The following is a 13,531-nucleotide window of genomic DNA, read 5'->3' as shown; positions in this document are numbered from 1 at the left end:
CTCAAGCCCTCTGCCGCGTGGTGATGTCTGTCACCGCGGCCAGCTCGGTGCGGGGCGTCGGTCGCCGCCGGTGCCACCACCACAGTCCTGCGCCCAGCGCCAGCGCGACGCTGCCCGCACCGGCCACCCACCACAGCGTGGTGCCCAGGCCATGCATGCCGCCTGGCGCCGCCGCAGGCTTCACCGGCCAGGGCTCGGACGGGAACAGGACCACGGTGACGTTCTCGTACGCCAACCCCTGGATGGAGTTCACCACCAGGGCCTTGATGTGCCCCATGCGCGCTTCCAGGTTCACGCCCGGCCGGTGCTTGATGAACACCGAGGCCGCGGCGGGTGGCGGCTTGTCGGCCAGCGGGTCCTTCTCGGGCACGGAGAGGTGAACGCGCGCCACCACCACGCCGTCGATGCTGGCGATGGTGTTGGCGATCTCCTGCGACAGCGCATGCGTGAGCCGCGCGCGCTCCTCCAGCGGAGAAGACACGAAGCCTTCCTTCTTGAAGACCTGCCCCAGGCTGTCGAAGCCCTCGCGCGGGTAGCCTGCCGCACGCAGCACCTCGATGGCCTGCGCGAAGTTGTCCTTGGGTGCCACCACCGCGAAGGTGTTGTTCTCGCGCGTCTGCTTGTCGGCCTCGATGCCGGCGTTGCGCAGCACCGCGACCATCTCATTGGCCTGGCGCTGCGAAAGCTCGGCATACAAGTCCTGCTCGCCGCAACCGCTCAGGGCGAGCGTGCCTGCGGCGGCCGTGGCCACCAGCGCATGTCGAAGCCAGCGGGTGCCCATGGGTTCAAGCCTGCTGGCGGAAGAGTTGCTGCAAACCTTCGGAGGTCCGGTTCGCGGCGTTGGCGGTGAGCTGGCAATGGAACATGAATTCATGGCACTTCACCGTGAGCATCACCATCTCGCCGGGCGTGAGGGACCGGCCGCCTTCCGCGGCCGAGCTCGCCTGCGCCGACAGCGTGGAGGCTTCGACATTGATGTGTTCGAGCGGCCGGAACAGCGCCTGCATCGCCTGGCTGGGCGCCTGCACCGGTGCGGCCTGCACCGTCACGCCCGGGCCGCCGGCGGCCTGCGCACGCGAGATGGCCTGCTCGAAGGCGGCCACGTCGGTGAGCGAGACGCCGTAGCCCGCGCTGACGGTGGGCGCGCCCTGCGCTTCGATGGGCAGCGCCGCTGGTGCGAAAGTCGAAACGGGGGTCGTCATGACGGCCCCGGTCAGGACTTCTGCGCCATCGTCTTCAGCGCTTCGCCCGTGGACGACAACGCCGTGTGCGAGGTGTTGGACAGGAAGCCCATCTTCAGCGACTCGGCGCTCAGCTGCGTGATGGTGGCGGGCTTGTCGTCGCCGGCGCTGATCTTGTCGGCGATGGTCTCCATGCTCGACGCCTGGCGGTCCAGCGTCTGGCCCCAGGCATCGGCCATGGCCTGGTACCAGCTGCCGGCCTTCTTGTCGCTGCTGGTCGGCGCGGTGGCCATGACGCTCAGGGGATTGATCGAATCGCTCATCTCGGTCTCCTTCGTTGAGGGTGGGGGGATGGAACTTCAGAAGCGAAGCGGCGTGGTCGAACCACCGCGTTCGAGCAGGACCTCGTGGTCCGCGATGCTGGCGATGCGGTGCCCGGTGGGCAGCAGCGCACCTTCGAAATAGCGGGTGCCGTCGGCGGTGACGACGTAGGACGGTTCGCCCGGCACGATGGCGGCCACGCGCTTGCCCGGGTCGTCCAGCACCGGTGCGGCCTGCGGCGCGGCCGGTGGCGGCGCGTTGCGCGCTTCGAGGATGGACAGGCCCGGCACGTCGCGCCGCGCCACGGTGCGGATCTGCTCGAGCTTGCCCACGTCGGCCTCGTGCGTGGTGACGCGCACGGCGCCGGGGCCGGTCACGTCGGCCTGCGCGTTCACGCCGTTGACGCGGTACACGTCGAGCACGGAGTTCGCCACCTGCTCGTTCACCCACACCGACAGGCGGGCGGTGGCCGGCTGCGAGGCCAGCGTGCGTTCGACGCGCGCGCGTTCCTCGTTCGTCTCCAGGTAGCCGGTGACGCTGATCTCGCCTTGCGGCGTGGCCTTGACCACCAGGCGCGGGAAGCCCGCGGCATGCAGCTCGGCTTCGGCGCGCCGTGCGAGCTGTTCGGTGGTGGGCTCGGCGGGCGCTGCCGTGTAGGCGAAGGCGAGCATGGCCATCGACACGGTGGCGACCGCACCGCCGCCCATGATGAGGCGGCGCGACCAGCGATGTACGTCGGCCGCGCGGCGAGGTGCGGGCGCGGCCTCGTCATGGGTGACCGGTGCGGACCAGTCGCCCTCGGGATCACCGAGCGCGACCACCGTGTCGCCGAGTTGCACCGGCGCATACAGCGGCAGCTGCACCGACTCGCCCGCGGCCAGCATGCGGTCGCCCAGCTTCGCGTCGCCGCTGAGCACTTCCAGCCGAACGCCATCGCCCTGCGGCGTGATGGCGATGCGGCGCCTGGCGAGGTCGCTGCCGCGCAGCACGATGTCGCTGTCGAACTGGCCGCTCACGGTGGTGGGCAAGCCGTCGGACAGTCGGCAGCGCGCGCCTTGCTGCTCGCCGCCGAGCACGCGCAGTTCGAGAGTGCGTTGTGGGGTCATGGCGCTAGCCTCTGAAAGGGTCGTCGAAACGGTTGCCGCGGTTGGACACCGGAGCAGGCGCAACGGGAGCCGGCGCGGGCGTCGAGTTGCCTGGCGCGGAGGCCGGCGGTGCAGGCCGCGAGCCCGCAGGCTCGACCGCCACGCGCCGCCCGCTGGACAGCCGCGGCGAGATGAGGAACATCCGCTCCACCCGCGAGTTGCTCTTGCTGGTGCTGCGGAAGAGGGCGCCGATCACCGGCACGTCGCCCAGCACCGGCACCTTGGTGGCCTCGTCGTTGCTGCTCTCGCGGGTGATGCCGCCCACCAGCAGGCTCTCGCCCTCGAAGATCAGGGCCTGGGTGTTGATGGACGAGCGGTCCACCACCGGCAGCGTGTCCACCGTGCGGGTGGACAGCGACCCGTCCTCGATGGCCACGAGCATCTTGATGCGCACGTCGCCGCGGTCCTTGAACACGTGCGGCGTCACCCGCAGCGTGGTGCCGGCCGACACGTTGAACAGGTCCACGTCGTCGCGGCCGGCCACGCGCACGAAGAAGGTGCTGCTGTTGTCGAACACCGCTTCCACGTTGGACAGCGTGAGCACCTGCGGGCTGGACACGACCTTGGCCGCGCCCTGCTCCTGCAGCGCGTTGATGCGTGCGATGAACTGGTTCGCGTTGCCCAGCACGGCCGAGATGAAGCCGCCCTTGCCGATGGGCGTGATGTCCCCCGGCGGCGTGGTGGGCGTGAGCAGCAGGTCGGAGTTGTCGCCACGGCCGAACAGCAGCGAGCCGCGGCCCTTGGTGTAGCGCCAGTTGATGCCCAGCTCGCGCATCTTGTCGGTGTTGACGTCGATGATGGTCGCTTCGATCTCCAGCGCCTGCGGCTCCACGTCCAGCGCGGCGATGAGCTGCTCGTACTGCGACAGCCGCTCGGGCATGTCGCGCACGATGACGGCGTTCAACCGCGCATCGGCTTCGACGCGCACCTGCTGGGCCTCGCTGGAAGGCAGCACCATGGCCATGGTCGACGGCGAGAGCACGGGCGTTCCGGTGCCGGAGGCGTTGGCCGCGCCCACCATGCCGGGCAGGGCGCCGCTGGCATACGCCGCGGCCAGCGTGGGCGCGGAGGGTGCGTTGGTGTCCGCGTCCGGTCCGCCCAGTGTGCCGTTGGCGCGGCCGGTGCGTTGCCCGCGCAGCCCCGGCACCGTGTTGCGCGACGGTGCCTCGAAGGACGCCACCGCCACCTGGCTGCGCGAGTTGCTGGTCATCATCGCCCGCACGATGCTGGCCACGCCCGGCAGCACCACCGAGCGGCCGCCGAAGTTGATGGACACGTCCTGCGCCCAGGCGTAGCGCAGGTAGAACACCTTGAAGCCGCTGGGCGGCGCGACCTTGTCGCCCACCATCTGCGCGCGGGTGATCTCTTCTACCTGCTCGATGAAGCGCCGCGTGCCGCTGGCCACCAGCGTGCCTTCGCGGGTCACGCGCACGGTGTTGCGTGAATCCGGCAGCCGCATCTCGTTGACGGTGCGCTGCACCTTGGCCGACAGGCTGGGCGCGATGGGCAGCGTGCGCGTGGCCATGTCGCTGGGCGCGTAGATGTGCAGCACCACGCCGTCGTAGTACTCCACGAGGTTGAAGGCGCGCGACACGTTGCGCCACACGCGTTCGGCCGGGCCGCTGAAGTTGCCGTTGACCGCGCCCTTGACGGACGGGCTCACGTTGACCGGCACGTCCACCAGGCCGAACAGGTCCTGCAGGAACCCGGCGATGGGTTGCTCCCGGGCCGTGAGCTGCACGGTGCGGTCCGCGAAAGGAATGGGCATGGCCTGCGCGGGCAGTGCCATGCACAGCAACAACGCCGCGGCGAACGCCCGCCAGCCATGCAACCATGCCCCCAGCGGCCACGCCGCCCCGACTCTTGAAATCATGCAGCCTCCAGCAATGGCGCTCCGGGCAGGCCCACGCGAGCGGCCACGTCGAGCTGGAGCGTGGGCACCAGTTCGTGGAAGCTCAGCACGGGCGTGTCGAAGCACTCGGTTTCGATCAACTTGCGCACGTGGCGGCGGATGTCCACCGCGGTGACGACGGCACCGGGCGCATGCGCGCGCACGGCGGTGTTCAGGGCCTGCATCGCGTCCATGGCCTGTTGCGGGTCCAGGGCGAGCTGCTGCACGCCGTTGGTGACGCGCACGGCCTGGCGCAGCAGTTCCTCCAGTTCGGGCGCGAGCAGCACCGCAGTGAGCCGGCCTTGCGGCGCGACGCGGTGGCTCAGCTGCCGCTTGAGCGCGATGCGCGCCAGCTCGGTCAGCGCGTAGACGTCCTTCTCGCGCTGCGCCGCATCGGCAATCGCTTCGAGGATGTCGCGGGTGTTGCGGATGGCGACTTCCTCCTCGACCAGGCGGCGCAGGATCTCGGCCACGCGCTGCAGCGGCAAGGCGCGCAGCACTTCCTTGACCACGTCGGGGATCTCGCTGGACGCGCGGTTGAGCAGGGCGCTCGCCTCCTGCGTGCCGAGGAAGAGGGCGGTGTGCCGGCGCAGCGCCTGCAGCGCGGCATGGGCCAGCGCCTGCGGCACGTCGCCCTCTGGCAAGGGGCCGCGGGCGATGGGCACCTCGTAGGCCAGCAGCCGCCACGCGGCGTCGGCTTCGCTTGCGGCATGGGCGCCGTGCAAGGTGATGCGCGGCAGCGGCAGGCCCAGCGTGAGGTTGATGTGGTCCAGCGTGGTTTCCAGCGACTGCACGAGCTGGTGCGGCGTGTCGCCGTGCATGAGCGCCGCGGGCACTTCGAGCAGCAGCGGCACCGTCGGCCGTGCGGCAGGCAAGGCAGTGGACAGCGTGGCCGGCGGCGGGTCCTTGCGGCGCAGCACGGTCTCGCGCGCCGGGCGCGACAGCCGCTGCCAGCGTGCCTTCACCGCCGGCATCAGCAGCGCGCCGCTGATGGCGAAGGCCAGGCCCAGCACGGCGAAGACCGCGCCCGGGAAGCCCGGCACCAGCGCGAGCATCAGGCACAGGCCGCCTGCCACCAGCAGCACGCGCGGCTTGGCGGAGATCTGCCGCGTGATGGCTTCGCCCAGGTGGCGGTCGGTCTCTTCGTCGGTGGTGCGGGTGACGATGAGGCCAGCCGACATCGCGGCCAGCAGCGCGGGGATCTGCGACACCATGCCGTCGCCGATGGTCAGCACCGAGTACTTCAGCATCGCGTGCGACAGGTCCATGCCCTGCTGCAGCACGCCGATGCCCAGCCCGCCCAGCAGGTTGATGACGATGATGACGATGCCCGCGATCGCATCGCCCTTCACGAACTTCATGGCGCCGTCGAGGCTGCCGTGCAGCTTGCTTTCGAGTTCGAGCTGGCGGCGCTTGCGCCGGGCTTCATCCTTGTCGATGAGGCCCGAGCGCAGGTCGGAGTCGATGGACAGCTGCTTGCCCGGCATCGCGTCGAGCGAGAAGCGCGCCGCCACCTCGGCCACCCGCTCCGCACCCTTGGCGATCACGATGAACTGCACCACCGTGATGATGAGGAACACCACCAGCCCGACCACCAGGTTGCCGCCGGCCACCAGGCGGCCGAAGGTGTCGATGATGTGCCCCGCATTGCCGTGCAGCAGGATGAGCTTGGTGGTGGCGATGGCCACCGAGAGCCTGAACAGCGTCGTGATGAGCAGCACGCTCGGGAACACCGAGAACTCCAGCGGCGAGCCGATGTACAGCGCCACCAGCAGCAGGACCACGCCCACCGCGATGTTCACTGCCACCATCGCGTCGATGATGAGCGGCGACAGCGTGAGCACCATCATCGCGAGGATGGCGACCACGCCGCCCACGAGCAGGATGTCGCTGTAGCCTCGCCCGCGCCAGGCGCTGGCGAGCGGATCGGTTCGGGTCGCGGTGGGCAAGCTGCTCATGGTCGTGTGCGTCGGAACTCAGTCGTTGTCGGCAACAGGAAGCCCGCGCCGGTCTGGCGTTTGCCGGGCTGGCGGCGGTGAGGACGGGTGAGGCGCTCTGGGGAGCGTCACAAGTCCGCCCGCCGCGCGCTCGTCGTCGAGCGGTGGGCGATCGAACTCAACGTTCGGTAGGCGTCGAGCACCTGCCGCACGTAGCTGCGCGTCTCGGCATAGGGCGGTACCTGTCGCCCGTGCTTTTCGACCGCGCCTTCTCCGGCGTTGTAGGCCGCCAGCACCAGCGTCAAGTTGTTGCCGAAACGCTCCTGCAGCGACTTGAGGTAGGCGGCGCTGACCTCCAGGTTGGTCCGCGGCTCGTACAAGGCCCGCGTGCCGTCGACACCGAAGCGTTGCGCGGTGGCGGGCATCACCTGCATCACGCCCTGTGCGCCGGCGTGCGAGCGGGCCGCGGTGTTGTGGCGCGACTCGACGTGCGCGATGGCGTGAAGCAGCAAGGGGTCGATGTCGTGCCGCCGCGCGACCTCGTCGATGTCGGGCGAGAGCGCGATGGCCCGTGCGCCGGCGCTGCCGTTGCGGCGCGTTGCCGTTGATGTCGGCAGCGAGATTGCAGCCAGCGGCGGCAGCACCACGCGCGACACCGGCGCGGGGCTCGCATCACCGCCGGTGGCAGGCGTGCGGTCTGTGTCGAAAAGTTGCAGCTCGCGTGAAACCGGCTCCGGAACCGCCGGCCGGCGGGCTGCGCCTGCCCGATCGGACATCACCACCGCGTCCGCTTGCGGTGCGTTCGTGCGAACAGCGTTCGCCCGTGCGAAATCGTGGCAAGCCGATGCCGCGAGGCTGAACTTGCTGCGCTGCGCCACCGGCAGCTTCGCGATCGCTGCATCGCACTCGCCGGTGTCCGCCCACACTGGCCCTGCGATGCCGCAAACCAGCAGGATGAGGGCCCATTGCCAGGGTGCATTGTGTGCACGCAAGGCGCGGCCGATTCGACGACGCACCCCTTGTGCGAGGGGGCGCCTGAAGGCTCCGTTCATCGTCACCACTCCCATTTCCGACCCGTCGTTCGCCCGTCTTTTGTGCATTGCAGTGCAGGGTCGATGGAGCGCAGTGTTGGGGCGATCCCAAAGGCCTTTCGTGACAAGTCATGGCGATCCTGTGACAGCTGGTAAATGGATTCCAAAGGAACTCCAATATAAAAACGCGCGCACGTGGCATCCCGACCCCCTAGGTTGCATGCAGTTTCAAATGCGGAGGGGAAACCTTCGACGATGGCAGCCGTTCGGAGCAGGTCATCGGCCCGTCATGCGGTCGGGAAGACCATTGGCTTCACGACCACGCAGTGCAGGGGAGGCCCCATGGCCGACAAGAACGACGGCGGGGACAAGACCGAAAAGCCCACGCCGAAGAAGCTTCAGGACGCTCGCAAGAAGGGCCAGGTGGCCAAGAGCAAGGACGTCACGAGCACGGTGGAGCTGCTCGTGTGGCTGGTGCTGGCCATGCTCGCGAGCGTGTACGCCGCCACGCAGCTCACCACCTTGATCGATGCGATGCTCATGGCCATCCGCGACCCCTTCGCCCTGGCCGCGCCGGCGATCGGGCAAAGCGCATTGCATGCGTTGCTTGCGCTCACCGCGGCCTTGCTGCTGCCAGTGGCGGCGGTGGGCATCGTCGCCGAGTACCTGCAGGCGGGGCCGGTGTTCTCGGTGGAGCGCTTCAAGCCCAAGCTCGAGAACATGAACCCGGTGGAGGGCGTGAAGCGCATGTTTTCCATGGACAACCTGGTGGAGCTGGTGAAGGCCGCGGCGAAGACGGTGACGCTGCTGGGCATCGGCTGGCTGGCGGTGTCGTCGCTCCTGCCGCAGCTCGTGCACTTGCCTTTCGCTGACCGGCCGGAATCGGTGGGCAGCGCGATCTGGGCGGCGGCCAGGCCCGTGCTCACCTGGGCGGTGGCCGTGTTCGCGCTGCTGTCCATCCTCGACCTCGCGTACCAGCGCTTCAGCTTCACGAAGAAGATGCGCATGAGCCGGCGCGACATCCGCCAGGAGCTCAAGGACAGCGAGGGCGATCCGCACATCAAGCAGCACCGGCGCCAGGCCCACGAGGAGTGGTCGCAGCGCAATGCGCAGCAGGCGGCGCGTGGGGCGAATGCCTTGATCGTCAACCCCACGCACGTGGCCATCGCCATCGACTACGACCGCGAGAACTGCCCGGTGCCCACCATCGCGGCCAAGGGCGAGGACCACGTCGCGCGCGCCATGCGCGAGGCGGCGGAGGAGGCGGGCGTGCCCATCGTGCGCAACATTGCGCTCGCCCGCGACCTGCTCGCGCGCGGCGAGCCGGGCGAGGTGATCCCGCAGGACCTCTTCGACGTGATCGCGCAGGTCATCCTCTGGGCCAAGGACGTCCGCGAGGAGATGGCCCGCGAGGCCGGGGCCGGGCCGGCGACCGCAAGGCGCGCCCCGCCCGGCGAGGACCTGACGCGCTACGACCTCGCGCCATCCGCAGCGTTGGACCCCCACCACCAGCAAGGACATGCATGAACGATGGCCCCGGCCTTGTGGCCAACCTCATCTCCACGGTCGTCGCCCTGATCGCGGTGCTCGCGCTCGCCTGGGTGTCGCTGAAGCTGCTCAAGCGCATGCAGCTGCGGCGCACGCCAGGCGGTGACGAAGGTCACTTGCCGCGCATTGTCGGCAGCGTGGGGCTCGGGCCGCGCGAGCGCCTGGTGACCGTGCGCTACCGTGGGCGCGACTACCTGCTGGGCGTGACGGCAGGCGGCATCAGCACGGTCGACTCCCATGAGATCGACCCGCACGGCAACGAGGTCGAATGACCTCATTGCGCCTGCATGGCGACACCATTGGATACACGCAGACCGTGATCGGCTTGTCAGCCGGAAGGCACACTCGCGCGTCTTCAAGGGACAAGCACAACGACCTCTGGCGCACCCTAGCTATGGCACGCACCAGCTATTCCGAACGTGAGGCATCGCCTTCAATTCATCCCGTCAGCCGACGCCAAAACGAACAACGCGGCGCAGGCGGCACGATGAATCAACCCACGTTCCAGGAGAGACCCCATGTCTGGTGCATTGAACAGCGTTTTTGGCGGCGGCAACATCTTCGGCGCGCTCTTGAGTGTCGCGTCCATCGCCTTCCCGCCCCTGGCCCTGGCCGGCGGCCTGAGCAACCTGCTCACGACCGCGATCGGCGAGGCCGTCAAGATGGCCGCGACCACGCTGGCCCAGGAGTTCGGCATGCCCAAGTTCCTCACCAGCCTCATCGGCCAGGTGGTGGACTCGGTGGTGGGCCAGCTCACCAAGCAAAGCGACCCGGCTGTGGACAGCCACCTGAAGGAGACCGCCGGCAGCGCGGTGGACGACTTCAAGAACGACCTGTCCAAGAGCATCGTCGACAACGCGGTGCAGAACATCAAGAGCACGAAGAAGAAGGGTTCCGGCAGCTGGCTGGAAGCCCTGGCCGAGGCCCTGGGCAAGGCGCTGGATGCGCAAGCCGCCAAGGTGCAGCAGCTGTCGTCGGAAATCACCGACCAGAACGCCAAGGACAAGCCCAGCACCATGACCGAGCTGCAGACCGCTTCGCAGCGCCTGAGCTTCATGATGAACTCCGCCGACCAGGCCATCAAGACCATCGGCGAAGCGCTGAGCACCGCGGCTCGCAAGCAATAAGGGCGCTTCGCGCTCGGCCCGCGCAAGCGGGTCACCGGAAGGCAGGAGATGGTCTCCTGCCTTCCTTTTTCCATTGGGAGATGCACAGATGAAGTCCACGTTCCGACGCCTGGCGCTCGCCGCCGGCGCAGCATTGGCGATGGCGGGGCCGGCCCGCGCCTACATCGACTACGTGCCCATGATGAGCGTGGGCACCTGGAACAACAACTCCAACGTGTACATGTCCGAGTGGCGCAAGCACATCGGGCAGCCCGAGAAGGCCGTGGCCACGCAGGGCAAGGCGGCGGCGCTGACGACCAGCGCGGGCCTGTCGCCCACCGTGGTGCCCACGCGCAGCGCGTCCAACGTGCCGGCGCAACTGGCGGCCAACTATCCGCCCGACAAGCGAGCCGAGACCGAGCGCGCCTTCCGCGAATTGCTGGATGGCTACCGCAAGATCGAGCAGCGCTTCAACATTCCCGCCAACGACCTGGCGGGCGCCGTGGCGGCCTTCGTCGCGGGCTCGTGGATGGCCTACCGCAACTCCGACTTCCCCGACGAGAACTTCCCGGCGCTGGTGTCGCAGATGCGCCAGATCATCGCGTCGAACCCGGAGTTCCTGCGGGCCTCCGCGGCCGAGAAGCGCGACATGTACGACCAGATGGTCATCCGAGGCCTCTTCCTGGCCACGGTGCAGATGGCGCTCAAGCAAAAGCCCAATGACGCGGTGGCCGCCAACATGCGGCAGATCGCCAAGGGCAACCTCGAACAGTTTCTCAAGACCGATGCCGAGCGGGTGCAGGTGACGGCAAAGGGTCTGTCGTTGAACTGAACCTGCAAGACGACCAGGGATGGATGTGATGTCGAAGAAGTCTGGATACATTCAAGCCGCCGGCGCAGTGCTGGCGTTGGCCATCGTGGCCGGATGCGGCGGAGGCGGCAGCAGCTCGGCGCCCACGCCGACTCCCACACCGCCGCCGCCGGGGCCTGGTGGCAGCGGCGCCATGTTCTACACGCAGGCCGGATCCGCATCGCGCCTGGACGTGTCGGCCGGCGTGGAAAGCAAGAAGGCCCTGGCCACCGACAGCAACGACCAGCTCGGCTACGGTGGCGGCCTCTTCACCGACGTGACGGTGGTGACCCACACGACCGCTGCACCCAACGAGTACACCGTCAACCTGTGGCAGTACACCGCCGGCACCTTCCAGTTCGTGAAGTCGCTGCCCGTCATCAGCTCCGCCGGATTGCGTGTGTCCGGCCCCGTCCAGCCATCGTCGGACGGCACGCGCTTCGCCTTGCACACGATCGAGAACAATGGGCTGGGCACGCCGGACACCGACCACATCTACGCCGTCGACGCGAGCGCCAACGTGCTGATGCACGCCAGCGGCCTGCATGACCCGGTGTGGCTGGGCGCGAGTGCCATCGTGGCCGCTGGCGACGACGGCTTGTTCAGCATCCCGCTCGCGGCGCCGTCCACGCCGGTGCGCATCGGCGCGATCGGCCTGGGCAGTGCCGGCAACGCGCCATCGCAGCCGGCGGTGTCGCCGGATGGATCGGCCATCGCCTTCATCCAGGGCGGGGCGCTGTGGCGCATCAACGTGGATGGGTCCAGCCTCACGCAGTTGTCGCAGGTGCATGCCGGCCAGGCGTGGCCCGCATGGAGCCCGGACGGCACCAAGGTCACGGTGGTGCGTGGCGATTGCCCGCCGCTCGGGTCGGGTTCGCCCGAGCCCGACATCGTGCCGCTGTCCGCCACCACGGCGAACCAGGACGTGACCAGCACGGCCGCGGTGATGAAGCAGGGATCGGTGCCGGCGCGCAGCTGCGGGCCGGTGTACTGGACGGCGAGCTGACGCGGCCCGGGCTGATGGCAGAGCAGGACACGCCACGGCTGAGCCTTCGCGAGTTCGAGCACCGCGACCGCGAGGCCATCACCGCCATGCATGCCGATGCCCGCGTGCGGGCCTTGCTGGTGGATGACTTCCCGCTGGACGATGCCCGCGTCGCGCATGCCTTCATCGAGCGCATGCAGGCCTACTACCGAACCCATCCGGGCCTGGGCATCTGGTGCGCCGAGCGCTGGGTGGCCGCCTTGTCGGACGAAGACCTGGCGAACCCGGAGGTGCAGGCTTCGCTGAGCGATGAGGCGCTGGCCTTGTTTTCCAGGCCCGTGCCGTGCTTCGTGGGCTGGTTCAACCTCATGCGCGTCACGGACATGCCGCAGGAGGTGGAGATCGGCTGCAGGCTGATTCCCGAGGTGTGGGGCAGCGGGCTGGTGCACGACGGCGGCGAGCGCCTGCTGGACAAGGCCTTCCTGGAACTGGGCCTGCCGCGTGTGTGGGGCATCTGCCATCCGCAGCACCGCTCGGTGCGGCATGTGCTGCGCACGCTGGGGTTCCGGCACGACGGCGACCGCCCATGCAGCGGCGCGGCGGCGAGCTGGTTCGTCATCGATCGGGACCTGTGGATGCGCGCCAGGGCCACGCCGCGCCGGCAGCGCATGCGCGCGAGCCTCGAAAAGTCCACCACGAGTCAGTCAAGCAGCACCATACTTTGAACATGAAGACCTCGCTGTTCGTCAGCGTGCTGGCGACGGGGTGCATGCTGTGCGTCGACGCTGCCTGGGCGGCCGAGCGCGACCAGGCATGCCCACCGTCGGTCATCGAACGCATCGGCCGTGTGCTGGAGCTGGACCACTTCAAGCCCCGGGACGATGAAGGCATCGTCGTGTCCAGCGCATGCAAGGCCTGGCCGATGGACAGCCAACTGCTGATCGCCGCGGTGGCCTACGACCAGGGCGAGGAGTCGCGCAAGTCGCTCTTCCTCGCGGTGATTCGTGTTGGCGATGGCCTGGTGGTGGCCAGCCATCGCGGCAGCATCGGCGAGGATGCGGTGGTGTCGATCTATGGCGGCAGCCTGCGCATCGACACGGCGCGCTATGAGCTCTCGCCGGGGGTGCGAGCGTTCGGCCTGGACATTGCCAGCGGCACGCCTGGCCCTCGCTGCGCCGAAGGCGGCCTTGGGCCGACGCGTTCCTTGTACGTCGTGGAGAAAGAACACATCCGCCCCGTGCTCGAAGAGGTGTGGCTGTCGCACTGGTGGTTTGTCAAGGGCAGCAACCCGGCGTGCAGCCCGGTCGAGACGGAGGACGATGAGATCGAGCAGGCGGGTTTCAGCATCGCCGTCGGTGCCGGCACCACGAATGGCTTCAAGGACCTCGTCATCACCGGGACGTCGCGCGTCCCTGAGGGGCACAAGGCCAGGCGCAAGCCGCTCAAGGTGAGGCTGCGATACGACGGAACGAGGTATCCGAACGAAGCGCTGGTGGATGACATCCTGAGGTGGCGCAGCGACACGCCCTGAGGCGT

The 13,531-nt window shown here is 68.7% G+C and carries 14 protein-coding genes; 7 read left to right on the top strand and 7 right to left on the bottom strand.

Going from position 1 to position 13,531, the window contains the following annotated elements:
- Position 1: 1 nt before the first annotated feature.
- The 7 genes from sctJ to DZC73_RS28980 form a co-directional block, all read right to left on the bottom strand.
- Positions 2–781: a type III secretion system inner membrane ring lipoprotein SctJ gene (gene sctJ / locus DZC73_RS29010; RefSeq protein WP_161974803.1), complete on the bottom strand. Its 780-nt coding sequence runs from the start codon at positions 779–781 to the stop codon at positions 2–4.
- A 4-nt stretch (positions 782–785) separates the two neighbouring features.
- A complete protein-coding gene (locus tag DZC73_RS29005) occupies positions 786–1,202 on the bottom strand; it encodes a hypothetical protein (RefSeq protein WP_124543890.1) in 417 nt (138 codons plus the stop codon).
- A gap of 11 nt (positions 1,203–1,213) precedes the next feature.
- Positions 1,214–1,504: a hypothetical protein gene (locus DZC73_RS29000; protein WP_124543889.1), complete on the bottom strand. Its 291-nt coding sequence runs from the start codon at positions 1,502–1,504 to the stop codon at positions 1,214–1,216.
- Between the two features lie 36 nt (positions 1,505–1,540).
- Entirely contained in the window at positions 1,541–2,608 is a 1,068-nt protein-coding gene (locus DZC73_RS28995) for a SctD/MshK family protein (RefSeq protein WP_124543888.1), read from the bottom strand.
- Positions 2,609–2,612: 4 nt separating this feature from the next.
- Positions 2,613–4,520 carry a type III secretion system outer membrane ring subunit SctC gene (gene sctC, locus DZC73_RS28990; RefSeq protein WP_124543887.1) on the bottom strand — a complete coding sequence of 636 codons (1,908 nt, stop codon included), beginning with the start codon at positions 4,518–4,520 and terminating at the stop codon, positions 2,613–2,615.
- Positions 4,517–6,496: an FHIPEP family type III secretion protein gene (locus DZC73_RS28985; protein ID WP_124543886.1), complete on the bottom strand. Its 1,980-nt coding sequence runs from the start codon at positions 6,494–6,496 to the stop codon at positions 4,517–4,519. Before DZC73_RS28985 ends, sctC begins: the two co-directional genes overlap by 4 nt.
- Positions 6,497–6,603: 107 nt before the next feature.
- Positions 6,604–7,467 carry a lytic transglycosylase domain-containing protein gene (locus DZC73_RS28980; protein WP_161974802.1) on the bottom strand — a complete coding sequence of 288 codons (864 nt, stop codon included), beginning with the start codon at positions 7,465–7,467 and terminating at the stop codon, positions 6,604–6,606.
- 381 nt (positions 7,468–7,848) lie between these two features.
- On the opposite strand from DZC73_RS28980, the gene sctU reads away from it, so the two are divergent.
- The 7 genes from sctU (at position 7,849) to DZC73_RS28945 (ending at position 13,526) form a co-directional block, all read left to right on the top strand.
- A complete protein-coding gene (gene sctU, locus DZC73_RS28975) occupies positions 7,849–9,033 on the top strand; it encodes a type III secretion system export apparatus subunit SctU (RefSeq protein ID WP_124543884.1) in 1,185 nt (394 codons plus the stop codon).
- Positions 9,030–9,326, top strand: coding sequence for a FliO/MopB family protein (locus DZC73_RS28970; protein WP_124543883.1), 297 nt, complete (start codon positions 9,030–9,032; stop codon positions 9,324–9,326). The genes sctU and DZC73_RS28970 overlap by 4 nt, the downstream gene beginning before the upstream one ends.
- A 246-nt stretch (positions 9,327–9,572) precedes the next feature.
- A complete protein-coding gene (locus DZC73_RS28965) occupies positions 9,573–10,181 on the top strand; it encodes a hypothetical protein (protein WP_124543882.1) in 609 nt (202 codons plus the stop codon).
- Positions 10,182–10,269: 88 nt separating this feature from the next.
- Entirely contained in the window at positions 10,270–10,992 is a 723-nt protein-coding gene (locus DZC73_RS28960) for a DUF6683 family protein (RefSeq protein WP_124543881.1), read from the top strand.
- 28 nt (positions 10,993–11,020) lie between these two features.
- Positions 11,021–12,016, top strand: a complete 996-nt coding sequence (locus DZC73_RS29925) for a TolB family protein (RefSeq protein ID WP_124543880.1) — start codon at positions 11,021–11,023, stop codon at positions 12,014–12,016.
- Positions 12,017–12,030: 14 nt separating this feature from the next.
- Positions 12,031–12,720 carry a GNAT family N-acetyltransferase gene (locus DZC73_RS28950; RefSeq protein WP_161974801.1) on the top strand — a complete coding sequence of 230 codons (690 nt, stop codon included), beginning with the start codon at positions 12,031–12,033 and terminating at the stop codon, positions 12,718–12,720.
- 2 nt (positions 12,721–12,722) lie between these two features.
- The gene (locus tag DZC73_RS28945; RefSeq protein WP_124543878.1) at positions 12,723–13,526 is read left to right on the top strand and encodes a PA3715 family protein; all 804 of its coding nucleotides are present in this window, start codon (positions 12,723–12,725) and stop codon (positions 13,524–13,526) included.
- Positions 13,527–13,531 lie beyond the last annotated feature (5 nt).

Source organism: Rhizobacter terrae, from assembly GCF_003852895.1.
Classification (GTDB): domain Bacteria; phylum Pseudomonadota; class Gammaproteobacteria; order Burkholderiales; family Burkholderiaceae_C; genus Albitalea; species Albitalea terrae.
This window is presented reverse-complemented; position numbering and strand designations above follow the sequence as displayed.

Bases quoted from the DNA above. Each gene is read 5' to 3' on its own strand.
- DZC73_RS28985 (WP_124543886.1), bottom strand. From the start codon at position 6,496: ATGAGCAGCTTGCCCACCGCGACCCGAACCGATCCGCTCGCCAGCGCC.
- DZC73_RS28995 (WP_124543888.1), bottom strand. From the start codon at position 2,608: ATGACCCCACAACGCACTCTCGAACTGCGCGTGCTCGGCGGCGAGCAG.
- DZC73_RS28960 (WP_124543881.1), top strand. From the start codon at position 10,270: ATGAAGTCCACGTTCCGACGCCTGGCGCTCGCCGCCGGCGCAGCATTG.
- sctC (WP_124543887.1), bottom strand. From the start codon at position 4,520: ATGATTTCAAGAGTCGGGGCGGCGTGGCCGCTGGGGGCATGGTTGCAT.
- DZC73_RS28950 (WP_161974801.1), top strand. From the start codon at position 12,031: ATGGCAGAGCAGGACACGCCACGGCTGAGCCTTCGCGAGTTCGAGCAC.
- sctJ (WP_161974803.1), bottom strand. From the start codon at position 781: ATGGGCACCCGCTGGCTTCGACATGCGCTGGTGGCCACGGCCGCCGCA.
- DZC73_RS29925 (WP_124543880.1), top strand. From the start codon at position 11,021: ATGTCGAAGAAGTCTGGATACATTCAAGCCGCCGGCGCAGTGCTGGCG.
- DZC73_RS28945 (WP_124543878.1), top strand. From the start codon at position 12,723: ATGAAGACCTCGCTGTTCGTCAGCGTGCTGGCGACGGGGTGCATGCTG.
- DZC73_RS29005 (WP_124543890.1), bottom strand. From the start codon at position 1,202: ATGACGACCCCCGTTTCGACTTTCGCACCAGCGGCGCTGCCCATCGAA.
- DZC73_RS29000 (WP_124543889.1), bottom strand. From the start codon at position 1,504: ATGAGCGATTCGATCAATCCCCTGAGCGTCATGGCCACCGCGCCGACC.
- DZC73_RS28970 (WP_124543883.1), top strand. From the start codon at position 9,030: ATGAACGATGGCCCCGGCCTTGTGGCCAACCTCATCTCCACGGTCGTC.
- DZC73_RS28965 (WP_124543882.1), top strand. From the start codon at position 9,573: ATGTCTGGTGCATTGAACAGCGTTTTTGGCGGCGGCAACATCTTCGGC.
- sctU (WP_124543884.1), top strand. From the start codon at position 7,849: ATGGCCGACAAGAACGACGGCGGGGACAAGACCGAAAAGCCCACGCCG.